Source organism: Candidatus Acidiferrales bacterium, assembly GCA_035515795.1.
GTDB lineage: Bacteria > Bacteroidota > Ignavibacteria > Kryptoniales > JAKASW01 > JAKASW01.
The window spans coordinates 241,551-262,922 of sequence record DATJAY010000004.1 but is presented as its reverse complement, the minus strand read 5'-3'; the positions used below and the strand labels follow the sequence as shown (position 1 = coordinate 262,922).

Annotated in this window: 25 protein-coding genes; 4 read left to right on the top strand and 21 right to left on the bottom strand. The window is 47.2% G+C overall.

The window, feature by feature from the left end; genetic code table 11:
* Positions 1 to 104: 104 nt before the first annotated feature.
* From VLX91_03860 to VLX91_03815, 10 genes are all read right to left on the bottom strand, one after another.
* Positions 105 to 413 (bottom strand): hypothetical protein, encoded by a 309-nt coding sequence (locus tag VLX91_03860; GenBank protein ID HUI29330.1) that lies wholly within the window; start codon positions 411 to 413, stop codon positions 105 to 107.
* A gap of 86 nt (positions 414 to 499) precedes the next feature.
* On the bottom strand, positions 500 to 823 hold the full coding sequence (locus tag VLX91_03855; protein ID HUI29329.1) for a hypothetical protein: 324 nt from the start codon (positions 821 to 823) through the stop codon (positions 500 to 502).
* Positions 824 to 838: 15 nt separating this feature from the next.
* On the bottom strand, positions 839 to 1,267 hold the full coding sequence (locus VLX91_03850) for a hypothetical protein (GenBank protein ID HUI29328.1): 429 nt from the start codon (positions 1,265 to 1,267) through the stop codon (positions 839 to 841).
* Positions 1,268 to 1,336: 69 nt separating this feature from the next.
* On the bottom strand, positions 1,337 to 1,903 hold the full coding sequence (locus VLX91_03845; GenBank protein ID HUI29327.1) for a transposase: 567 nt from the start codon (positions 1,901 to 1,903) through the stop codon (positions 1,337 to 1,339).
* Positions 1,904 to 1,977: 74 nt separating this feature from the next.
* A complete protein-coding gene (locus VLX91_03840; GenBank protein ID HUI29326.1) occupies positions 1,978 to 2,673 on the bottom strand; it encodes a hypothetical protein in 696 nt (231 codons plus the stop codon).
* Between the two features lie 487 nt (positions 2,674 to 3,160).
* The gene (locus VLX91_03835; GenBank protein ID HUI29325.1) at positions 3,161 to 3,523 is read right to left on the bottom strand and encodes a hypothetical protein; all 363 of its coding nucleotides are present in this window, start codon (positions 3,521 to 3,523) and stop codon (positions 3,161 to 3,163) included.
* A gap of 48 nt (positions 3,524 to 3,571) precedes the next feature.
* Positions 3,572 to 4,273 (bottom strand): T9SS type A sorting domain-containing protein, encoded by a 702-nt coding sequence (locus VLX91_03830; GenBank protein HUI29324.1) that lies wholly within the window; start codon positions 4,271 to 4,273, stop codon positions 3,572 to 3,574.
* Positions 4,274 to 4,534: 261 nt separating this feature from the next.
* Positions 4,535 to 5,641 (bottom strand): VWA domain-containing protein, encoded by a 1,107-nt coding sequence (locus VLX91_03825; GenBank protein ID HUI29323.1) that lies wholly within the window; start codon positions 5,639 to 5,641, stop codon positions 4,535 to 4,537.
* Between the two features lie 84 nt (positions 5,642 to 5,725).
* Positions 5,726 to 6,403: an MBL fold metallo-hydrolase gene (locus tag VLX91_03820; protein HUI29322.1), complete on the bottom strand. Its 678-nt coding sequence runs from the start codon at positions 6,401 to 6,403 to the stop codon at positions 5,726 to 5,728.
* Positions 6,404 to 6,405: 2 nt separating this feature from the next.
* Entirely contained in the window at positions 6,406 to 7,947 is a 1,542-nt protein-coding gene (locus tag VLX91_03815; GenBank protein ID HUI29321.1) for a hypothetical protein, read from the bottom strand.
* Between the two features lie 114 nt (positions 7,948 to 8,061).
* On the opposite strand from VLX91_03815, the gene VLX91_03810 reads away from it, so the two are divergent.
* Positions 8,062 to 9,063 (top strand): glycosyltransferase family 9 protein, encoded by a 1,002-nt coding sequence (locus VLX91_03810; GenBank protein HUI29320.1) that lies wholly within the window; start codon positions 8,062 to 8,064, stop codon positions 9,061 to 9,063.
* An 11-nt stretch (positions 9,064 to 9,074) separates the two neighbouring features.
* On the opposite strand, the gene VLX91_03805 is transcribed toward VLX91_03810, so the two are convergent.
* The 4 genes from VLX91_03805 to VLX91_03790 form a co-directional block, all read right to left on the bottom strand.
* Positions 9,075 to 9,971, bottom strand: a complete 897-nt coding sequence (locus VLX91_03805; protein HUI29319.1) for a phosphoribosylaminoimidazolesuccinocarboxamide synthase — start codon at positions 9,969 to 9,971, stop codon at positions 9,075 to 9,077.
* Between the two features lie 171 nt (positions 9,972 to 10,142).
* Positions 10,143 to 10,664 (bottom strand): adenine phosphoribosyltransferase, encoded by a 522-nt coding sequence (apt, locus tag VLX91_03800; protein ID HUI29318.1) that lies wholly within the window; start codon positions 10,662 to 10,664, stop codon positions 10,143 to 10,145.
* Positions 10,664 to 11,443 (bottom strand): enoyl-CoA hydratase-related protein, encoded by a 780-nt coding sequence (locus tag VLX91_03795; protein ID HUI29317.1) that lies wholly within the window; start codon positions 11,441 to 11,443, stop codon positions 10,664 to 10,666. Before VLX91_03795 ends, apt begins: the two co-directional genes overlap by 1 nt.
* A 129-nt stretch (positions 11,444 to 11,572) precedes the next feature.
* The gene (locus tag VLX91_03790; protein HUI29316.1) at positions 11,573 to 13,252 is read right to left on the bottom strand and encodes an aldolase/citrate lyase family protein; all 1,680 of its coding nucleotides are present in this window, start codon (positions 13,250 to 13,252) and stop codon (positions 11,573 to 11,575) included.
* Positions 13,253 to 13,459: 207 nt separating this feature from the next.
* Here VLX91_03790 and VLX91_03785 point away from each other — a divergent pair, with 207 nt between their 5' ends.
* Entirely contained in the window at positions 13,460 to 14,143 is a 684-nt protein-coding gene (locus VLX91_03785; protein ID HUI29315.1) for a response regulator transcription factor, read from the top strand.
* A complete protein-coding gene (locus VLX91_03780) occupies positions 14,124 to 15,617 on the top strand; it encodes an ATP-binding protein (GenBank protein ID HUI29314.1) in 1,494 nt (497 codons plus the stop codon). The genes VLX91_03785 and VLX91_03780 overlap by 20 nt, the downstream gene beginning before the upstream one ends.
* 94 nt (positions 15,618 to 15,711) lie before the next feature.
* Here the strand turns inward: VLX91_03780 and frr are convergent, their stop codons facing one another.
* The 6 genes from frr to rplM all read right to left on the bottom strand — a co-directional run bounded on the left by frr (position 15,712) and on the right by rplM (position 19,664).
* Positions 15,712 to 16,269 carry a ribosome recycling factor gene (frr, locus tag VLX91_03775; protein ID HUI29313.1) on the bottom strand — a complete coding sequence of 186 codons (558 nt, stop codon included), beginning with the start codon at positions 16,267 to 16,269 and terminating at the stop codon, positions 15,712 to 15,714.
* 30 nt (positions 16,270 to 16,299) lie between these two features.
* On the bottom strand, positions 16,300 to 17,037 hold the full coding sequence (gene pyrH, locus VLX91_03770; protein ID HUI29312.1) for a UMP kinase: 738 nt from the start codon (positions 17,035 to 17,037) through the stop codon (positions 16,300 to 16,302).
* Between the two features lie 126 nt (positions 17,038 to 17,163).
* Positions 17,164 to 17,769, bottom strand: coding sequence for a translation elongation factor Ts (gene tsf / locus VLX91_03765; protein HUI29311.1), 606 nt, complete (start codon positions 17,767 to 17,769; stop codon positions 17,164 to 17,166).
* 101 nt (positions 17,770 to 17,870) lie between these two features.
* The gene (gene rpsB / locus VLX91_03760) at positions 17,871 to 18,638 is read right to left on the bottom strand and encodes a 30S ribosomal protein S2 (protein ID HUI29310.1); all 768 of its coding nucleotides are present in this window, start codon (positions 18,636 to 18,638) and stop codon (positions 17,871 to 17,873) included.
* Positions 18,639 to 18,812: 174 nt separating this feature from the next.
* Positions 18,813 to 19,211, bottom strand: a complete 399-nt coding sequence (gene rpsI / locus VLX91_03755; protein HUI29309.1) for a 30S ribosomal protein S9 — start codon at positions 19,209 to 19,211, stop codon at positions 18,813 to 18,815.
* A gap of 12 nt (positions 19,212 to 19,223) precedes the next feature.
* Entirely contained in the window at positions 19,224 to 19,664 is a 441-nt protein-coding gene (gene rplM / locus VLX91_03750; protein ID HUI29308.1) for a 50S ribosomal protein L13, read from the bottom strand.
* Positions 19,665 to 19,889: 225 nt separating this feature from the next.
* Here rplM and VLX91_03745 point away from each other — a divergent pair, with 225 nt between their 5' ends.
* Complete coding sequence (locus VLX91_03745) at positions 19,890 to 20,627, top strand: VIT1/CCC1 transporter family protein (protein HUI29307.1); 738 nt, start codon at positions 19,890 to 19,892, stop codon at positions 20,625 to 20,627.
* Here the strand turns inward: VLX91_03745 and VLX91_03740 are convergent.
* The gene (locus VLX91_03740) at positions 20,624 to 21,352 is read right to left on the bottom strand and encodes a methyltransferase domain-containing protein (GenBank protein HUI29306.1); all 729 of its coding nucleotides are present in this window, start codon (positions 21,350 to 21,352) and stop codon (positions 20,624 to 20,626) included. The genes VLX91_03745 and VLX91_03740 overlap by 4 nt on opposite strands.
* Between the last annotated feature and the right edge of the window lie 20 nt (positions 21,353 to 21,372).

Here is a 21,372-nt window from a genome sequence, read left to right as displayed (position 1 = left end):
AACAATTCTCATCACGCGAATCGCTCCCTCGAATGACAAATAAAAAGAGGCGAAACCATCCCGGGCTTCCGTCTTATGCTACAGATTAACCGTCTCCCGACATATTACTTGCCTGCCGGAGACGGAGCCAACAGTCCAGCTAAAGCACCTACCGCAGCAGATCCTAAAGCAACAAGCACTTCGGGAGTCGGCTTCCCCGCCATGGATAGTATGATGGCACCGATTACCCCGGCCAGCACGGCCAACCCGAGAAAGCCGACCACCATACGGTAAATCCAAACGTCCGTTTGAATCACTGGTGCCGCCAATCTGGCAATTGCTTCGGCCGGGTTTTGCTTAATTTTTGCTGCGAGGTCCGAATCCTGTGCGATTTTTACTGCCAGCTCGCTGACTGATCCAATACGCGATTCCATCTTATCTCCTTTTTAATGTAACCTTGTGTAACCTTGTCAAGGTTAAAAGAAACCTTGACAAGGTTTGAAGGTTTGATCCGAAACATCTAGAAAAACTTTCCAGCCGTAGTAATAATCAGGTTGACAAGATCATCGACAAACCGACTGAGTGCTTCCTTTGCCAACCCTTCCAGCTTGAGCGCAAGGAGTTTTGCCTCGGCTTTCTTGCTCTCTACCAGCCACTCGAAATCCTTATCGGTTATATCGTGATTGGCAAGCTGTGTCGTCCACAACGTAAGATCTGCCTTCAGTGCATTAGCAAAGTCCTGACCATCTTTCACGACTTGATCTTTGTAATCTTTCAATGCCCCGACGGCCAAATTTTCTATCCCTGCCGTAAGAGCTTTCCAGAAATCATCGAATTCTGACATGACAGATGCTCCTTTTTAGGTTTTCTTCTTCTTGCCGCTCTCCAGTCCGATTACATCATCGAAATGACGGCTTACTTCAGCCCTGGCATCGCCCACGAAAGTTGCACCAAGCCGTCCTTCCGATTCCCACCTTGCGAGGAATCCGAAGAACGAGGCTTGCTGCGGGTCCATCATGATTTCATATTGCTTGACGGTCTCATCGTTATTCGGAAGTCCCTTTGCATACTCGTAGGCTTTCTGGAATTCAACTATCACGGCCTCAATCTCTGTCCGGCACGAATCGTAAGGAGACGTCGCTTTACCCATGAGGTTAAGCGCATCGACTTTGAGGGAAACACTATGCTCATAAGCCGCCTGGTCAAAAACTGCAGCCTGAAACCCGCACCCGGCAATGAAGATGGACACGAACAGCAAATTGAAATGATTAAAATTTATCTTTTTCATATGCATCTCCGTTTATAACCAATAACATTGTCAAGGTTTCTTAACCTTGACAATGTTTGATCCGGGTTTTCAAGATTCATCAAACAAGAACCCACCGAGTTCTTTACGTTCCCTTTCGGTTTGATAATTTCCTACAAAAATCTCGTAATCTTCCGGATTCGGGAAATAACCATTTCGCAATTCAATGTCCATGAGGATACTTTTTCGTTTCCCGATCCACTCGAGGTAATTCGAGAATTGCCATCGGTCTACCGAACTGACCAGCTTTGCAGCTACGGGATTCAAATGGACGTACGGGACAATTCGCAAACAGTACGCTTCAGTACTGATTTGCCTTATCTTTGCCTGGCCTTGAAATAACGTACCGCTTGTTCCGAATCGCTTGTTCATGGCTTGAGTGTAGGTATTGAACGTCGTTCTAAGAAACGAACCGATTGAACCGTCGTGTTTTTGCCTCAGCACAAGGTGATAATGATTCGGCATAAGGCAATATGCAGCTACTATGGTGTCGTACCTTTCCGAGTTCTTCTCGAACAATGAAACGAGATATCTATAGTTCTCTTGTTCCAAGAAGATCGGCTGGGAGTGTGCTCCACGGTTGTAAACATGGTAATATGAATCGGTCTCGTATCGCATCTGCTCACCATGGCCTTAACCTTGTCAAGGTTTTTTAACCTTGACAAGGTTGAGAGGCCTCATATTGTTTTCGTTTACTTCGGCTGTGTTGCCGCCTGCGGCTCCGGAACCGGAACAGGAGGCTTCGCTGCCGCTCTCCCTTTTCCCTTCTTGATCGGCTTGAACTCCTCAAGCACTGCCTTGTTACCTGCAAAAGCCGCCTTAGCAAAGCTTCTTACCTTGAACATTTCCTCCTGAAGCGCGGCAACGGCATCGTCTCTCGTTTCTGTCGCTACATTGCGCAGCTTCTTCGAATGCTCCTGCACCGCATCTGTCGAAACAAGGTTTGTGTACGCCGCCGTGATCGCAGTGAAATCGTCCTCGGTCAGGCCATTCTCAATTAGCTCATCATGGTACTTTGTGCAGACGCCGGCGAGGTAATCCAAGAGAGCGGCGAGCCTGCTGACGACATATGGCTTCTTCGCACCGATCTTGAATTCGTTCAGTTTCGTCCTGTTTTTCCCGAAAGCCGACTTTGCAGCGTCTTGAATCTTCGTCACCATCTTCACTCCTTCGTCGATGGCATCGTTCTGATCCGAAGTGCTCTGCAGAAGCGTCGAGTGTGCGGCTTTCTGCGTAGAGTTTTTCCTGACCACCGCATTAAGCGAGTCGTCGAAGCTTTGGAATCGAGCCTCTTTGAAGCCCTTTGCGATCATCTCCGCCCTGTGATTTTGCATCGTCAGCTGGAGATTGTCGCCGTCTTCCGTTACCTGCCCTATGCTGTAAGGCATGTCCCTTCTCCTCTTTTCTGTTTAAGCGCACGCCGTCCCGGTATTCGTCGGTCCACGGATCGTGCATCTTCCTTCTGTTTATTCTATATCTTCCCTTGCGGGAGAATACGGCGTTCTTACAAAAAAAGAGTCAGACAATATCCATACTTTTTACAAAGACCACGAAGGACTCACCGGAAGTGAAGACGGGTAAATGCTTCCCGGATCGAAGCATTTCAAGTCAGTTTCAGTTTGAATGGTGCTTGAGCAGGAAAAGGGTTACTGCAACTCCCTGAATCTATCCCCGCCACAAATCTTCACCTTCATCCTCTTCAGGATCGGATTTGTCCTCTGAGATCAAATACAAATTAGACGAAATAATTTATATGTCAAGAGGGAATACCGACTTTCACATCAGAAAACAAAAATTCCAAGAAGTGCACAAGCAGGCATCGCCTATGCACAAAGAGTTTTCAATAACGTCCAAGGGGATCTCAACAACGCCCATTTAAGTCCGAGGAATGCTCAACGAAGATTCATCAGCATCCAGGTGAGTTTCAACCCCGCCCAGGCAGTTCTCAACAGCGTCTGAGTGAGTTTCAACTCTGTCTGAGTCGTTTTCAACAGCGTCTGAGTAAGTTTCACCTCTGCCCGAATACCTTTCAAGAGCATCTGGATGAGTTTCAACTCTGCCCGGGTCATTTTCAACAGCATCTAAATAAGCTTCAACTCTGTGCGAGTGGTTCTCAACAATGTTTGGGTAAGTTTCAACTATGTTTGAGAGAGTTTCAGCTCCGTTTAAGACATTTTCGTTTTCACTCTTAGAGGAGCCCCCACGCCGTCGAACGAAAACAAGAATGCGAAGGGCCACGCTCAAAGCCTCCCGACAAACGGAAAACGCTTTCCGGCAGATTGAGAGTTATTTCAACACCACAAGTTTCTTCGTCGCGCTGAACGTCCCCGCTTGCAGCCTGTAGAAATACATTCCGCTCGGCAGATTGGCGGCGTCGAATCTCAAGAAGTACCTTCCCGCGCTCTGGTGTTTGTCCACCAGTGTCCGAACTTCTCTCCCCAGAACATCGTAAACCTTCAACATCACGAAGCTGTTTACGGGCAATTGATACGTAATGACGGTTGAAGGGTTGAATGGATCGGGATAATTATTTTCAAGAGTATAGGTCTGAGGATTGCCGGCAGTGTGCCTCACTGCATTCAATGAGCTCACCGTGATCCAAAGCGTGTCTGAGATCCAATAGCGGCCGACCTGGCCGACGATGGCATGTCTGCCTGCCGGCAGCGTGTCCTTGTTGACCGGATAGGGCGGTAACTCGGGGGCCCCGCTCCAGCTAACCGAATCATGAGGAGGAATCACGGTACCGACTATTACCAGCGGGCAGGGCCGATGTCCAAGGAGGCTGAAATTGTCGACGTAGTAACTGACGTCGCATCCGCTCAGATATAACGTGTCGGGGGTGCTTCCGGTGTTGACTGCGGTGATCATGATGTGAATGCTGTCTCCGTAATGATATACTACGCTGTCGGTCGACACGTAATATCTCATTTGAGCGGAAAGAGGAGACGAAATCAAAACGGCCAAGAGAAAAATGTAAGAATGCTTCATGGTTCTTTTCCTTTTTTGGAATTAAGAAGTCTGAAAAGCAATCCCTATCGGCCACCGTGGCAATGCCTTTAACATCCCCGGCCTTCAAATACCCTGATTATTCTGACACTTTAATTTATTGCTTGCATCCATCAAGTGCAAGTAAGACAGACTGTGTCTAACACCTAATACTCTCGTACGCATTGCCACGAGAACACATAGGCTTATTGCCATGGACAGCCGCCCTTACTCTTCAACCCATCACCCCCCAACTAATTCGGTCTACGGCAGAGAGCTGTTGAACTTTTTCCTTCTGTTGCGGATGTAATCGACAAAAATATATTCGCCGAGCTTGTTCAGCGAAGAATAATATGCACGGCCTTTATTTGCCTGCGTAAGCTCCTCGACAAAATTGATCAGGTAGGGATCCTTGGCGACCATGAACGTGCTTATGACAATTTTCTCCCGCCGGCATGCGACTGCCTCGTCGAGCGTCTTGTTCACAATTCGAGGATCGAGCCCGAACGAATTCCTGTAAAGCCGGCCTGTGTCTTCGAATATCGCGGAAGGTTTGCCATCAGTCACGAGAAAGATCTGCTTGTTGACATTTCCCTTCCGGCGCAAAATACTCCTCGCGAGCCGAAGAGCCGCGCGGGTGTTCGTGTGGTATGGTCCCACAGTGACGAACGGAAGCTCCGCAAGAGTTATCTCCTTCGCGTCGTCGCCGAAGGCCACAATATTCAAGTGGTCTTTGGGAAATTTTGTGCGTATCAACTCGGCTAGCGCGAGCGAAACCTGCTTCGCCGGAGTTATTCTATCTTCGCCGTATAGAATCATGGAATGACTGATATCGATCAGAACTACAGTGGCACAGCTGGTCATGTGCTCGGTTTCATACACCTCGATATCGTCCTCCTCTAATCTGAAGTTCTCGATCGTGTCGTGCTTCAAGACATTCGTGAGGGTCGAAGTCAAATCTATGTTGGTCGGCTGGTCGCCGAAATGATATTTCTTCGTTTCGCTCAAGCGATCAACGCCCTGTCCGGTATGAGGCGATTCATGGGAACCGAGAGGACTCTTCTTTAGATTCGAAAACACTTCGCGAAGTGCATCTTCCCGGATTCGCTGCACTCCTTTGGCTGTCAGTATCACGACATCCTTGGCGTCCTCGATGTACCCGAGCTCCTTCAGCTTGTTTATGAATTCCTCGAGGGTCATCTCCTCATCGAAAAGCTCGTACTCCTTTCCCAGCTGCCTCATCCATTCGAGCGCTTCCTCAGTATCGCCGCTCGTTTGCAGCAGAAGATAACTGAACATAGAGATCATGCTCTGCAAACGCTGTTCATCTGTCATCGAGCTTTCAGTCCATTTCGAATACCGGAATCTCATCGTTTACCTCTCTATCATCATATTAAACGTCCATCACGAAACGATCGATACGAAAACATGCTGCGACCTCTATTCTAAATGAGCCTACCTTTCAGCAAACATCACCTGCACGAACGGATTTTCTGCCCTCTCTTTTTTCAATGTACTATCCATACCGTGACCTGGAAATATCCCCGTTTCTTCCGGGTAAGAAAAAACTTTGTTGGAGATGCTGCCGGCTATTTCTTCGTAAGAGCCTGACGGTAAATCAGTTCTCCCAATCGAACCCGCGAACAAAGTATCACCTGTAAACATCACGCCGTCAATTTCATCGTAAAGACAAACTGAGCCTGCAGAATGACCCGGCGTGTGAATGACCCTCAGGACACAACTGCCAAACCGCAGTTCCATGGCATCTTCCAGCGGGATATCGATGTTCACCGCTTCAACGGGTATCGGAGGAGGGATCAAAGAACCATTCGGATCCTTCATCATCCACTCGTCGGATGTGTGGGCACATATTCTCGCACCGGTCAGCGCTTTCAACTTTCTCATTTCGCCAATGTGGTCCCAATGTCCGTGAGTCGCAATGACAAATCTCAAATCTAAATCAAGTTCTTTGATCCGCTTATACATTTTATCCGACGACCATAGCGGAACGTCAACCACTGCCCCTTCGAGCGACCTTCGATCGTATAACAAATAACCTGTTGTCCATATCGGACCGTCTTCGAACTTCTCGATCAGCATGAGTGAACCACCTGAATGAATTCCTTCAGACAATTCTAATCTTCGTCGAACCTTTCCTTCGGCGGGAAAATACTTCCGACCAAATCCTTGTATGCAACGACGTTCTCCGTATCGTCCTTCGCTATCCTCGAAAATTGATGCAGGCCGTCCAGAACGAATTCCATCGAAGTGGCAAATTCGTACCTCTTCGATTCATCGACATTCATGTGTTTTTTCACGACATCCTTTAAGTGTGCCACCTTGCAAAGCTGGGAATAGTAATCGTCGAATGCCATGTCGTCGGCGACCTCAACCTTGTTGCCGGATTCGAACCAGTTGATAATCGGAGAATACTCGTCTTCCTTGCTGTAACTCGTGACCTCGCTCTGCCTCGCAGTTTTCTTCATCTCCTCGCTTTGTCCGCCGCGCATTTTTTTCTGCAGCGGGTCCGGAAAATACTTTTTAAAAGTCTCTCTGACGGCTTTGCCGATAAGCGCGCGACTCACCTTAACGGAACCTTCCTGCTCGCCTTCAAATACGAGTTCCAATTTCCCCGTCATGCCCGGCAGAACCTGCTGGAGGTCGCATATTCTCGGGACGATCACCTTTTCATTGTTGATAATTGCGCGCTGTTCCGCACTGCTGATGAGATTTTCCATTACGGAGATCGTCATCCTGACGCTGACTCCGCTCTTCTGATCGACGAATTCGCTGCCGCGTGCCTGGAATGCGATCTCCTCTATAACCTCTTTCAAATAATGGGGCATCACAACTTCTCTTCCGTTGCCGCGCCTGGTCCACGCTTCCTGCTCGGTGATCTTCATCGCATCATCGATACTGTGCGGATAGTGCGTGAGAATCTGGGAGTCGATCCTGTCTTTCAAAGGCGTGATAATATTGCCGCGGTTCGTATAATCTTCCGGATTGGCGGTGAAAACCATCAAAACATCCAGGGGAATCCTGACATTGAATCCGCGGATTTGAATATCTTTTTCTTCCATGATGTTGAAGAGTCCGACTTGAATTCTCGGCTGGAGATCGGGGAGCTCATTGATAGTGAAAACACCGCGATTCGTTCTCGGGATGATTCCGAAATGTATCGCACCCTCGTGCGAATAGTGAAGCTTCTGCACTGCCGCCTTTATCGGATCGATATCCCCTATGAGATCGGCGATTGTCACATCTGGAGTCGCAAGTTTCTCTCCGTATCTCCGATCCGGAGGGAGCCATTCGATTTCCACGTCATCGCCATGTTCGCTCACGAGATCGACACACCGTTTGCAGACCGGGTTATAGGGATTGTCATTTATCTCGCATCCTTTTATCACCGGCACAAATTCGTCCAGGAGGCAGATGAGGCTCCGGGCAATTCTCGTCTTCGCCTGACCGCGCAGGCCGAGAAGAATAAGATCGTGCCTGGCAAGAAGTGCATTGATGATGGCCGGGATTACAGTTTTCTCGTACCCGATTATTCCCGGGAATAGCGCCTCTCCTTTTTCCAATTTCGCGGAAAGATTTTTTCTAATCTCTTCCTTCACCGGCAGCACTTTGTACCCGGATCTCTTGAGCTCCTCTATCGTGTGCGGCAATGTCTTCATAATTCTCCTCTCACGTCTTCTGAGAATTTATTTTCGTCTCAGTCAAGATGCAAACCAATTTTTTCCCCGACATTTGAAACTGCATCGTCTAATTCATAACTTTTAAGAATGCCAATGTCAAAAAAGCTCCTGATAAGATTAAGCTCGGCGGGCGATATCATTCTTACTTCGCCTCTCCTTAAGTTGATAAAAGAAAAAGAACCTGATTCCGAAATTCATTTTGTCGTAAAGTCAATTTATTCCGACCTTATTCAATATAACCCTAACATAAGCACCGTGCATTTAGTTCAGGAAAATACGGATCTCGTTCAACTCGAGAGACTGAGACAGCAACTGCTCGGCGAAAGATTCGACTCCACTTTAGACCTTCAGAACAATTTCAGAAGCATTTACTTGAGAAAGGGGACTTCAAAAAGAATCGGAACGATCAGAAAGGAGATTTTCAAGCGAGCAGCACTCGTAAAGATGAAACTAAATCTCTTTCGTGAGGTACGTCCTGTCGCTCTAAAATACGCGCAGGTCTACGACAAGACAATAACACAGGTTTCGAAGCCTGATATTTTTTTCCCCCCGGGCATGAAGGAGAAGACCAACGAAATTTGGGAAACGCTGGCTTCCAGAGGAGACAGGACAATATTCCTTTGCCCCGGATCAAAGCATTTCACGAAGCGCTGGCCTGTTGAAAACTGGATTGCGCTTGCCAAGATGATATCTGTGCAGGACCATGTTGTCCTGATCGGAGGGCGGGAAGATGCAGAGATATGCGGCGCCATCGAAAGAGCCGGCGGAGTTAGCAGTCTCAGCGGGAAGCTGACTATGCTCGAGAGTGCCGCGATGCTTTCTCACGCAGATCTGGTTATCACGAACGATTCATTCCTGATGCACGCGGCGAACGCGCTCGGCAAAAAAATTGTTGCCATATTCGGCTCGAGCGTGAAGGAATTAGGATTTTTCCCTTACGGGGTTGAGACTAAAATCATGGAGGTCAGCGGGTTGAGTTGTCGTCCATGTTCACACATCGGGAAGGAATCATGCCCGAAAAAACATTTCCGCTGCATGCTGGGAACAACGCCTCAGATGGTTTACGAAGCTGCGACAGAATTGCTGGGCATATAACCGCATACGATTCAACCGAGCGTAATTCCCGCGAGCACGCTCAATGCCTGCAGGTATTTCTCGCTTGTCACGCGGATAATCTCGTCAGGCAGATTCGGTGCGGGCGGCTTCTTGCTCCATTTTATAGAAATCAAATAATCGCGAACGAATTGCTTGTCAAAGCTTGGCTGCGATTTTCCAACTTGATAATGTGCCATGTCCCAGAATCTGGACGAATCGGGCGTCAGCAGCTCGTCGATCAAAACCAGCTCACCATTTTCGTCCGCGCCGAATTCCATTTTAGTATCCGCAATTATGATCCCCTTGTTCTCTGCGTGCCATGATGCCGTTCTGTAAATTTCTATCGCATAATCGCGCACTTTCTCGGCAACATCCTTTCCCACCAAATTGACCGCCTTGTCGAAACTTATGTTCTCATCATGGACCCCTATTTCCGCTTTTGTCGATGGTGTGAAAATCGGTTCCGGCAGTTTCTCCGATTCCCGCAGGCCAACCGGCAGAAGGACCCCGCAGATAGATTTGGTTCGCTGGTAATCGAGCCAGCCCGAGCCGCTTATGTATCCGCGCACAATGCATTCCAACGGGAGCGGTCTTGTCTTCTTTACAATCATGCTCCGGCCGTCAAGCTCGCCGCCGTACTTCAAGCATTCTGCCGGGTAAGCCGTGACATCCGCCGAGACGACATGATTCTTGATGATCTTCTGAGTGAAGTCAAACCAAAACTTCGACATCTGGTTGAGTACCTTGCCTTTGAAGGGAATCCCATTCGGCAAGATGACGTCGAAAGCACTTATCCTGTCGGTCGCCACAAAGAGCAGTGAATTCGAAAGCTCATAAACATCCCGGACTTTTCCACGGCGGAAAAGCTTGAGATCTCTGTATGCGGTGTACTGAACTACCTTTTCCATTCCCTCGCTCGAATTTAAAAATAAATTTTACTGAACTGCAATAGAACTAATTAGACCCAACCTCAATGTTCTAGGTGAAAGTTAAAGAAATCCGTTCAATTTTCCGAATCTAAAAGAAACCCGGTCATCGTCAAATGCCATGGTCTGTCGACCTTGACAAGGACGACAAGGTCAATCTACATCGTACTTGATCAAAGAAAAAACATCTATATCCGGAATTGCTTTCCTGCCGTTCAATGGAGTCAGCTCGATCAGGAAGCATATCCCCTCGACTTTTCCCTGAAGTCGTTCCAAAAGTTTGCATGCGGCAGCAACCGTTCCGCCGGTGGCAAGAAGATCATCGTGTACCAATACTCTGTCGCCCGGCTGGATCGCATCCCTGTGTATCTCCATTGAGTCTGTGCCGTATTCAAGCTGATATTCCTGCCGGATGACCTCCGCGGGAAGTTTTCCAGGCTTGCGAATCGGCACAAAGCCAGCTCCCAATTTGTATGCGAGCGCGCTCCCGAAAATGAAGCCTCTCGACTCCACCGACACGACTTTATCAATCTGTTTATTCTTATAATGCTCATAAAACTTCTCAATCGCGTACGCAAACCCATCTTTATCTTTGAGCAAAGTTGTGATATCCCGGAACATGATCCCCTTCTTGGGAAAGTCTGGCACAGTCCTGATCTTGTTTTCGATATTCACTAGTCCCACTCCAAATGTTTTTTATTTAAAAATGCTTCAATACCTTTTTTGAAATCCTCCAGGGAACGCGCCTTCGCGTTCATCATGGCGCCATACTTCAGCGCGTCTTCCAGAGTCAGGTCCTTCACCTGTGATAACATTTCTTTTGTCAGCTCGATCGCCTTTTTGCTCGTGCCTGATACGAACTCTCTCAGGAAGTCGTCAACGTGCGAGTCGATTTCGTGATCGCTTATGATTTCCGGTATCAATCCCATTCTGAGTGCCTCTGCCGCATCAATTACCCTTCCCGTTAAAACCAATTTCCTTACATTCGGCTCCGTCATTTTTCTGAGTGCAATTTTCATGACAATCGCCGGCACAAACCCGACCTTCACTTCTGTAAATCCGAACTTCGCTCTTTCCGAAGCGAAAATAATGTCACACGACAAGACCAACCCGAAAGCTCCTGCAAGTGCCGGACCCCTCACGACCGCACAAACAAGTTTTCTGCTCGTGTAAACCGACAGCAAGAGATTCTTAAGCGCCATGGAGTCATCGAGATTCGCGGACTGTGAACTCTGAGAGAGCTTCAATAGATAATTTAGGTCTGCTCCTGATGAAAATGCGGAGCCTTTTCCGCCGAACACGATCGCCCTGAGATTCTGGTTGGAATCGGCCTGCTTGAAATATCCCGTTAACTCTTCAACTGCTAAATCATCCATGGCATTTCTTTTTTCAGGGCGATTTAGTATCAGATACGCGATCTTGCCTTTTACGACCAAATCTACTCTCTTGCCCACCTATTGCTCCATTTAGAAATGTTCCAGTAATTGATTCTATTCACACCTCAAACCACGATACCTTCACTAAAAATATGATCATTCGCCGGCAAAGTAACAAATGTCGGAGGGCAACAAAAAGAGAATTGTTTACAGCACTTCGCCAAGCATCTTCTCAAATAACATTTTCGCCATCCTGTCATGTCCGGCTTGACTAACATGTATTCCATTTTCGAAGAACAGATCATTTCCCGATTCATCGTGAGTGCCCATGACATCGACGTAAGAGATTCCCGAGACCTCCGCAATTCTCGAAAACCTGTCGTTCACATCTTCGGCGAGCTTGTTCTCAAATCCGGAAGATGGTCTTGTCGCCGGCCCAAGGACCAGGAGTTTGATATTATTCTCAACGCAAAACTTGTTTATGCCCAGAAACAACTCTTCATATTTCCTCAATACAAAGGATCTATTCCCAATCAAAGCTCCGAATACGCAATTGGCCTCAACTAAGAGATGCCTCCATTTCTTTTCCTTCCTTTTTGAACCGGTATCCGAAGTGAGAAGTTTTACATTTAGCGGATCATACCTTTCGGCATTCAATATTCCTAAATAAGGGAGATTCAACGAGCGTTTCAAATCTCCTTCATCATTAACATACTTATAGAGTATCTTCGATATTCTCACCAAAGGCTCGGTTCGAAGATTAAACATCAACACATCGATGCGAATATTTCTTGCCGCTGTCATGATTTTTTCCAGACACCGCGACAGTGTCTCGTATCGAATGATTGCCACGTCAAACTTAAGATGTTTTTTCTCGAGGAGCTTCACGAGAGTATAGTGGTACGTTCTATCCTTTGGAATATTATACTGGATCGGAAGACAGCCTCCGACTATAAGCATATTCTTGCCCGCATTGAATTGCTCTAGATACGATCTTGCTGCGGTATACTCCTGAGGACTGGTCACTGTCCTGTTCTTATCAAGGGCAAAAGACTTTCCCTCTAAACGGTGGCTCTGAAAATTATCGACAACCGAGATCGCAATATCGAAATCCGGCTTGCGGGCTTTTTTCCACCTGCCAACACCGACGTTTGAAAACTCAAACTGTGCTCGCGAGCACCATTCTGTCTGCTTCATGCTCAAAACAGCCTGCCCTTCGACCGAAGGGTATTCGGTAAGTTTCCTTAAAACCCATTGAAACAATTTCTCATCGTTGAGTGACAGAACTACAGAGTTGATCAGCTTTTTTCCGGCTTCCTTTGCCTTTCTATTGAGAAAGGAAATCCATTCCCAGTATTCCGCCGAGTCCTGATGATGAAAAGGAAAGCAATTTGTGCTCAAATTGAAATCACAATGACCGAAAGCGATCGACTTTAATTTCGAATTCTGAAATGAGAGTATTTCTCCGGCGCAGTCAAAACCCGCCCTGGTTTCTATTATCGGTATTATTTCTTCAACGTCAGCCGTCAAGTTATTCATGAGCTGTGCGACCTCATGCGAGTGTTCCGCCTTCGACAAAAATATCGAGTGCAAATTTCTCAGGGAATTTATCGCGTCCAAATCCTCCTGAATAAATTCCGAGCGGCAGGAATTAACCCTGATGCCGATCCCGTTCATCTCGTCATCCAACTTCATCGATTTCAACAACTTGACGACCGCACTGCGCTGATCTTCTTTCAGCTTCCTTGCAAGAGTCTTATCCGGATCATCTATGCTGTCTTCAAAATCAAAACAGACAATCCCGTCGCAGCTCCGTACCCTCATGTAGAACGACAAAAAATCAGATGTGCGAAGTTTTGAAAAATAATACGGCCGAATCTTCCTCATCAGTCCAACTCCCCGTGACCTGTCATTTGTTATTAGAAGCGCTTTACAAAAATCTACACACAACAAACGAGAAACTCAAAACCATTGGTTTATTCTACATATAATTGATTTTCACATCCTCAAAAGATATTTTAAAACAGATAGCTGCAAATCATATCTCATGGATATTCAGTACCTTTTTCGAACTAATTACTCAAGGAATACACTTTGCGAATTCTAGTGGTGGAAGATGAAAAGAAAGTCGCCTCTTTCATAAAAAAGGGGTTGGAGGAGCAATCTTACGCGGTGGATGTCGCCTATGACGGTAGACAAGGCGAGGATCTCGCATCTCATAATGATTACGATTTGATCATCCTCGACATACTTCTTCCCGTGCAGGATGGAGTCCAGACGTGCCAGAGAATTCGCGGAAGGAAAATTGACTCGCCGATTTTGATGCTGACGGCGATAGGAGATACCGAGGCAAAAGTTCGCGGACTTGATTCAGGTGCCGATGATTACCTCACCAAACCGTTCCACTTTGAGGAATTGCTTGCGAGAGTTCGCGCATTGTTGCGAAGGAAAAGTCAGGATAAGTCGTCGACCCTTCAGGTCGGCGAACTTATGCTCGATCCCGTGTCTCGAAAAGTCGAGCGCGACGGGAGGCAGATCAGGCTGACCTCAAGGGAATTCGCTCTCCTCGAATACTTCATGCGTAATAATGGAAAAACTCTCTCAAGGGTTCACATCGCTCAACACGTATGGAATGTCAACTTCGACATGGAATCGAATGTAATCGATGTCTATGTCAAACTTTTGCGTCAAAAAGTGGATAAGGATTTTAAGAAACAGCTGATCCATACAGTCATAGGAGCAGGATACGTTCTCAAAGATGAAGATACGGTCGATTAGATCTAAAATAATTTTTCTTTTTGCAATTATCTTCGGAGTTACGCTCTCTGTTTTTGTTGCGGCATTGTATCTGGTTTATGCGAGGCAAAGTGCGCAGAATTTCGACCTCAACCTGAGTAACGACGCACTCGAAGTCGTTGGACTGATAAAGGGAGACGAATTTCTGGAACAGGAGATAATATCCGGATTGACTCAGCGTCCTTTTGTTCTTCCGTTCGGCACAAACAAGTACATACAGGTTTTGTCCTTTGATGGAAACATAATAATAAAGTCCGCCAACCTGAGGAATTTTGCATTGCCTGTCGGACCGGAGGTTCTCGGTCTAGCACTGAGTCAGCATCAGGTTTTCGAGACGCTTGACAATTCGTTCTCGAAGCGGTTGAATACGGATGGAAAACTACGAATGGTCACTTACCCCGTGCTCGACAACGGCATTCCAAGGTATCTCGTGCAGGTCGCCTCGAATACCGCGGCACTTGATCAATCGCTCTTCCAATTTCGGCTCCTCCTTTTCATTTCGGTGCCGCTGACAATATTACTGGCTGCACTTGGAGGTTTCTATGTTGCGAAGAAAGCCTTCGACCCGATCGACAAGATAATACGGACGGCACAGTCGATTTCCGCAGAGCACTTAGACAAGCGTCTCGAAAAAGGAAAAGTTGACGACGAGATTTCACGCTTGTCCGGAACACTTAATGATATGTTCGACAGGATCGAGGAGGCATTCAACCTCCAGAAACAATTCACAGCAGATGCCTCGCACGAACTGAAGACCCCTCTTACGATCTTGCTTGGCGAAATTGAAGTGGCGTTAAAAAATCCCAGGACCCCCGAGGATTACCAGAATATTCTTGAAAGCGCAGTTGAGGAAATAAGGAGGATCACTAATATTGTTGATGATCTCCTGACCATCGCCAGACTCGAAAGCGGTCAGCTTCCACTCCTGAAGCAGCCGGTGAGAATCGATGAACTTCTTCTAGACGCTATATCGCGAGTCTCGGGCTACGCCGCCCAGCATAGTGTCAGGGTAAACTACGAAGTTAAGAGCGGCTCGGGGCATGAGAGTGAGGAGGTTTTCGTACAGGGGGACAGAGATAAACTTCTCAGCATTTTCATTAACTTGCTCGACAATGCGATAAAATATTCAAAACCTAACGGCACTGTGAAAGTGGTGCAGAAGACCGAAGACAAGTTTGCAAGGCTTGAAATAATCGATACGGGAATAGGAATTCCATCGAGCGATCTTCCCCATGTTTTCGATAGGTTCTATCGCGCTGATAAATCAAGGTCGGCAAGCGGTACAAGAAGAGGATCGGGGTTGGGTCTCTCGATTTCGAGATTTCTCGTGCAGGCACATGGCGGTTCAATTCAAATAGAAAGCCAGGAAGAGGAAGGTACAATTGTTACAGTCAGACTACCGGTAGTACGTACGGACGAGATAGCCGAGTCGCTGGAGGCCGATTCGCCCGGCTAGCGAATCAAAAAAGGACTAGCAGGCGACCTCCAAACGCATAACCACCTTCAAATAAGGCAGCCAAAAAGACCTCAGACTTTGACTATTGGAAATCCTATACCTCCATTATCTCTTTTTCTTTGATGTTCAGGATTTCATCGAGATGTTTAATGGATTTGTCGGTAAGTTTCTGAACTTCCGTTTCGCCGCGTTTGCGCTCATCTTCCGAAACATGCTCGTCTTTCTCCGCCTTTTTCAAATGCTCATTGGAGTCTCGACGGATACTTCTTATTGAGACTCGCCCATCTTCGACAAATTTCCTTGCAACCTTCACCAGTTCCTTTCTCCTCTCCTCGGTCAAGGGCGGGACCGGGAGTCTGATCACGGTGCCGTCATTTGAGGGAGTGAGCCCGACATTCGCGGCAAGTATTGCCTTTTCAATCTCATGAACAATGGATTTATCCCACGGCTGAACCGTGATTAGGTGCGGATCGGGTGTGCTCACGCTACCCACTTGAGCTATCGGCAGCTTTTTGCCGTAGTACTCTATCTTGACATCATCTAACAATGCCGCTGTAGCCTTCCCCGACCTGAGCTTAGACAATTCCTGTCTTGTAAACTCGACAGCTTTTTTCATCTTTTCATCTGTTTCATGGATAATCTTTTCCAGCATGGGATCCTCCAGATTTTTAGTTAATTCATTCTAGAAATGACGGACGATTGATCCGATCGCCTCACCGGACAATACCCTTCTCAAGTTGCCGGGAACGTTCATATTGAAAACTACGATCGGTAGTTTGTTTTCTCTGCAAAGAGTTATCGCAGTTAGGTCCATGACTTTAAGATCTTTTTTCAGTACATCCATGTAAGAAATCTCGTTATACTTAATGGCCTTAGGGTTCAACTCGGGATCAGAGTCATAAATTCCATCCACTCTTGTGCCCTTTATGATAACATCCGCTCTTATCTCGACGGCTCGCAATGCCGCGGCGGTGTCTGTTGTGAAATATGGGTTGCCGGTACCAGCTCCAAAAATTACTACTCTTCCTTTTTCTAGATGACGAATGGCGCGACGCCTTATGAAAGGCTCGGCCATTTGTTCCATGCTGATCGCGCTCATAAGTCTTGTATAGACTCCTTTTTTCTCCAGTATATTTTGCAGTGCCAGTGCATTAATCACCGTTGCAAGCATCCCCATCTGATCACCCACGACCTTGTCGACCCCGTCCGCGGCTGCCGCGATTCCTCTGTAAATGTTCCCCCCCCCGATGACGATACCGACTTCGGCCCCGAGAGAACGCACCGATTTAACCTCGTTAGAAAATTGGTCTAAAATACCCGGGTCGATTCCATACCCTTTTTCCCCCATGAGTGACTCGCCGCTTAGTTTCAAAAGTATGCGTTTAAATTTGAGTTCCACGCTGTCCGACGCCTTCGGCATTGCTTGCTCCTCGTTATTCAATATTCAAATACAATTATAAAAAAAGTCCGTCCATGATCAAAGGGCGGACCTTTTATGCGCGACTTCAACAAATCTTGCGAAGATTCAGAACCTCCGCCGGTTGAATTACTTTGCGCCATCGACACCGAGTTCAAATCTCTGGAACCTTCGGATAGAAACGTTTTCACCAGTTTTCGCCGTCATTTCCATCATGAGGTCCTTGACCATACGCTGAGGATCTTTGATAAACGCTTGTTCGAGAAGGACCACTTCCTGAAAATATTTTTCCAGGCGTCCCTCCGCAATGTTCTCGATGACAGAATCGGGTTTGCCTTCGCCCTTTGCTTCCGCGCGGAAATTATCTTTCTCCTTTTCAACCATCTGCGAAGAGATTTCCTCTCTGGAAATGACGAACGGGCTCATCGCGGCGATCTGCATTGCGATATCCCGGGCAAGCTGTTTGAACTCGTCTGTGCGCGCCACGAAATCAGTTTCACAATTGATCTCGACCATGGCACCTATTCTGCCGCCCGCGTGGATATATGCCTCGACAACGCCCTGTTTGGCTTCACGACCGGCGCGCTTCTCTGCGACCTTCGCCCCGTGTGCACGAAGAATTTTCTTTGCCTGTTCAGCATCGCCATTCGCTTCTTGAAGAGCTTTCTTGCATTCCATCATTCCCGCACCGGTAATTTCGCGGAGTGATTTCACCATATCAACAGTTATTTCCATTAATTATTCTCCTTTCCCGCCCACTATTGTTAAAACAGGATATGCGGGATGCCACTATGCAGCACTTTTACTCGTCATGTTCCGCCACTGACGGATCGTTTTCAATTTACATTCTCTTGTTTCTTAGATGAGGCATCCGAAGACTTCGACGACTGTTCCATCATAGCCTCCATCTTCGCTTCATTTGCCCGCTGACTTCCTTCAACGTAGGCATCGGTAAGGGCTTTCAAGATCACCTCGATCGCTGTCACCGCATCATCATTCGATGGAACCAAGTAAGTGATCGGATCAGGGTCGCAGTTGGTGTCAACCAGAGCGAATATCGGTATGCCGAGTCTCGACGCTTCAGCAACAGCTATGTGTTCTTTCTTTATATCAATGACAAAAACGGCACCGGGCAGTTTATTCATCTCGCGGACGCCGGACAGTGTCTTCTCCAATTTCTCCTTTTCCCTCTTGAGATGAAGTCCTTCTTTCTTTGTCATGCTTTCGATGGTATTATCCACTTCCATCTTCTCAATGTGTTGAAGCCGGCGTACGCTTTTTCGTATGGTGCTGAAATTTGTCAGCATCCCGCCGAGCCACCGCTCGGTGACATAATAGACTCCTGCACGCTCGGCCTGCTGCCGGATTATCTCACGAGCCTGTTTCTTTGTTCCGACGTAAAGAACCTTCTTCCCATCGGCCGCAAGATTTGCCATTGCCTCGCACGCTTCATCGAGGAGCTGCTGGGTCTGTCGTAAATCTATAATGTGGATGCCGTTGCGTTCCATGAAGATGTAAGGTTTCATCTTAGGATCCCAGCGGCGAGTCAGGTGACCAAAATGTGCGCCTGATGAAAGAAGGGCTTCTAAACTTACTCTTGGCATAGACTTTCCTTTGGTTTTTCTTCTACTCCCGTCATCTTCACACAGAATTCCGCTTTGAAATCATCGCACCGGAACACCACCGAGTGAATCCCTGTTTCTAAGAGCTTGAACAGGAAGTCCGTACCATGATATATGACGGACTCGGGGAGTATGATTATTTATTTGTTCAGTTAATTAACGTTTTGTCCACTGGAAGCGTTTGCGCGCTTTCTTGCGACCGTATTTTTTTCGCTCGACCATTCTAGGGTCACGAGTTAACACACCTGCTGCGCGCAGCCGTGCCCGCATCTCTTCACCTTCTTTAACCAGCGCTCTCGCGATCGCGAGCTTCAGCGCTCCGGCCTGTCCACTCAACCCTCCGCCGTCGACAATTGCATGAACGTCGTATTTCCCCTGGGTTTCAGTTGCTTCGAACGGCTTAAAGAGCTCGTTCTGGACAGACACAACAGGAAAATACTCAAAATGCGGCTGCTCGTTTACAAAAATTTTTCCCGTACCTGGAACAAGTCTTGCTCTCGCAATGGAAGTCTTTCTTCTTCCCACTGCAAATGATGTATTTTGTATGGAAGCCATCAAAACTCCTGACTAAATTTCAACTGCAATAGGCTTCTGAGCCTTGTGTGGATGATCGGAACCGGCATAAACTTTCAGCTTGGTAAACAACCTTGATCCTAACCGATTCTTCGGGAGCATTCCTTTTACCGCATGTTCAATGACCGCCTCCGGCTTCCTTCCGAGGAGCTCCTTATACTTCACATAAGTCGCGCCACCCGGGTAGCCGGTGTAATGGAAATAAACCTTCGTGTCGGATTTCTTGCCCGTTACTTTAACTTTTCCGGCATTAATGACGACGACGAAGTCCCCCGTATCGTTGTGCGGAGTAAATCTGGCTTTGTTCTTGCCTCTAAGAAGGACGGCTATTTTCGTTGCAAGCCTTCCGAGGGTCTTCCCTTCCGCGTCCACAACGAACCATTTTTTCTCTACGTCTTCGGTAGTAAAACTCTTCGTAGAATAATCAGATGACAATTCTTTCTCCAATTTTGAACAGTAATATAGCAATCTGAAGCAAACCAATCAAGATAAAGTGTGAATTCCGGATAACCCCTGGCGATTGTGGAGCTTGCTTGAGCCGCAGCGTATAGTGAAGATGAGAATCATCAAGCTCGAAAGTCATGATAGATATAGCAAGACTTTCCATTTTCTTGATTGCTACTTTCGTCATAAATTTATTCTTAACAAAAGGATAAGACTATGGCAAAATGGACATGGCGTGGAAGGATACTCAGCGGTAAAGATGTTGCGATTCATACCGAGGCGGCACACATTCCAGGGGGAGGCATCGTCCGTGAATTGGTATTTGGAGCCAATGACGGCCTTGTCGCTGCATTTGCAGTCGCCTCGGGGGTGAACGGCGCAGGAGTGAAAAGCAGCGTCATCTTAATTGCGGGGCTTGCCGAACTGATTGGTGGAACAATCTCCATGGCTTTGGGAGCATACCTTTCCACGAAATCGCAAATCGAATATTACCGGGGCGAGATGAGTCGTGAAGAATATGAACTGGACAATTTTCCGGACGTGGAGCAGCAGGAGATCAGAGAAATATACGAATCGAAGGGATTCAAAGGCGAGATACTCGAGAAAATAATCTCGCACATAACATCTGACAGGAAACGGTGGGTGGACATCATGATGAACGAAGAACTTGGATTGTCTCTCGATCCGTCCACTTCGCCGTCAAAGTCGGGGATCGCGACTGGATGCGCCTACGCCTTCGGCGCTCTCATGCCCGTATTACCTTATGTATTCATGCAACCGGCATCCGGTTTGATCGCGAGCGTTATAATCACGTTGAGCGTCTTGTTCGCCGTCGGGGCCGCAAAAACAATTGTCACTGGAAAGAATTTCCTTCGCAGCGGGCTCGAAAGCATGGCCATCGGCGGTTTAGCTGCCGCTGCAACATTTCTTGCCGGCAGAATGTTCAAAAGCTAACTTCTTCTGCGTATGAAATAGACAAAACTCCACTTGCGATTCAAGGGAAGTTTTTTAATGAAGGACGAAGAAGCTTTATTAAGTACTGAGGGACCAAACGCAGACAGAAGCCTAATGTTAGTTAAGTAAGGACCATCCGTCCTGACTTTTTCCCTATCGACAAAACTCAATATCTCATCATACGTGTGATTAATCCACCCCGAGGTCTCTAGAGTTTCACCTGAAAAATCACTTTTACCTATGAATATAAAAATACCGTTCTTGTTTAGATAGTTCATCAAAAGCAGAACATTTGACCGGATTGCTTGCACATCCGGAATATTCATTAAGCTGCAGCCGCTCAGAAACAGGACGTCAAACGACGCAGGCATCAAAGGCATCGCCGAGATATCACCTACGATCAGCGGTACGAACGGATACTTTGAATGCCCTTTCAATATCCCGACCCGACTGATGTCTATCCCAATTGCATTGAATCCGATGATACGGAGTTGTTCGGTGTAGAAAGCAGTTCCGCATCCGACATCAAGAACAGCTGCACCAGTTTTAACGCGACCTTTTCTTAGCAACGCTTTCAGGAATCGCCTTGTGGTTTTCTCGGTGTAATATTGAAATTCCGAGGACTCATAGAAACAGTCGTAATAGTTCTTTAAGAGCCTCTTTGAATTAAGGTTCAAGGGAGAGATTTCATCATCGGACTTGTGAACGTGCTCGTCTTGATTCATCGCTCGATCGGAAGGTGGGG

Coding starts and splice junctions, on each gene's coding strand:
- VLX91_03860 (HUI29330.1), bottom strand. CDS start 413: ATGGAATCGCGTATTGGATCAGTCAGCGAGCTGGCAGTAAAAATCGCA.
- VLX91_03855 (HUI29329.1), bottom strand. CDS start 823: ATGTCAGAATTCGATGATTTCTGGAAAGCTCTTACGGCAGGGATAGAA.
- VLX91_03850 (HUI29328.1), bottom strand. CDS start 1,267: ATGAAAAAGATAAATTTTAATCATTTCAATTTGCTGTTCGTGTCCATC.
- VLX91_03845 (HUI29327.1), bottom strand. CDS start 1,903: ATGCGATACGAGACCGATTCATATTACCATGTTTACAACCGTGGAGCA.
- VLX91_03840 (HUI29326.1), bottom strand. CDS start 2,673: ATGCCTTACAGCATAGGGCAGGTAACGGAAGACGGCGACAATCTCCAG.
- VLX91_03830 (HUI29324.1), bottom strand. CDS start 4,273: ATGAAGCATTCTTACATTTTTCTCTTGGCCGTTTTGATTTCGTCTCCT.
- VLX91_03825 (HUI29323.1), bottom strand. CDS start 5,641: ATGAGATTCCGGTATTCGAAATGGACTGAAAGCTCGATGACAGATGAA.
- VLX91_03815 (HUI29321.1), bottom strand. CDS start 7,947: ATGAAGACATTGCCGCACACGATAGAGGAGCTCAAGAGATCCGGGTAC.
- VLX91_03810 (HUI29320.1), top strand. CDS start 8,062: ATGTCAAAAAAGCTCCTGATAAGATTAAGCTCGGCGGGCGATATCATT.
- VLX91_03805 (HUI29319.1), bottom strand. CDS start 9,971: ATGGAAAAGGTAGTTCAGTACACCGCATACAGAGATCTCAAGCTTTTC.
- VLX91_03790 (HUI29316.1), bottom strand. CDS start 13,252: ATGAGGAAGATTCGGCCGTATTATTTTTCAAAACTTCGCACATCTGAT.
- VLX91_03780 (HUI29314.1), top strand. CDS start 14,124: ATGAAGATACGGTCGATTAGATCTAAAATAATTTTTCTTTTTGCAATT.
- frr (HUI29313.1), bottom strand. CDS start 16,269: ATGCTGGAAAAGATTATCCATGAAACAGATGAAAAGATGAAAAAAGCT.
- pyrH (HUI29312.1), bottom strand. CDS start 17,037: ATGCCGAAGGCGTCGGACAGCGTGGAACTCAAATTTAAACGCATACTT.
- tsf (HUI29311.1), bottom strand. CDS start 17,769: ATGGAAATAACTGTTGATATGGTGAAATCACTCCGCGAAATTACCGGT.
- rpsB (HUI29310.1), bottom strand. CDS start 18,638: ATGCCAAGAGTAAGTTTAGAAGCCCTTCTTTCATCAGGCGCACATTTT.
- rpsI (HUI29309.1), bottom strand. CDS start 19,211: ATGGCTTCCATACAAAATACATCATTTGCAGTGGGAAGAAGAAAGACT.
- VLX91_03745 (HUI29307.1), top strand. CDS start 19,890: ATGGCAAAATGGACATGGCGTGGAAGGATACTCAGCGGTAAAGATGTT.
- VLX91_03740 (HUI29306.1), bottom strand. CDS start 21,352: ATGAATCAAGACGAGCACGTTCACAAGTCCGATGATGAAATCTCTCCC.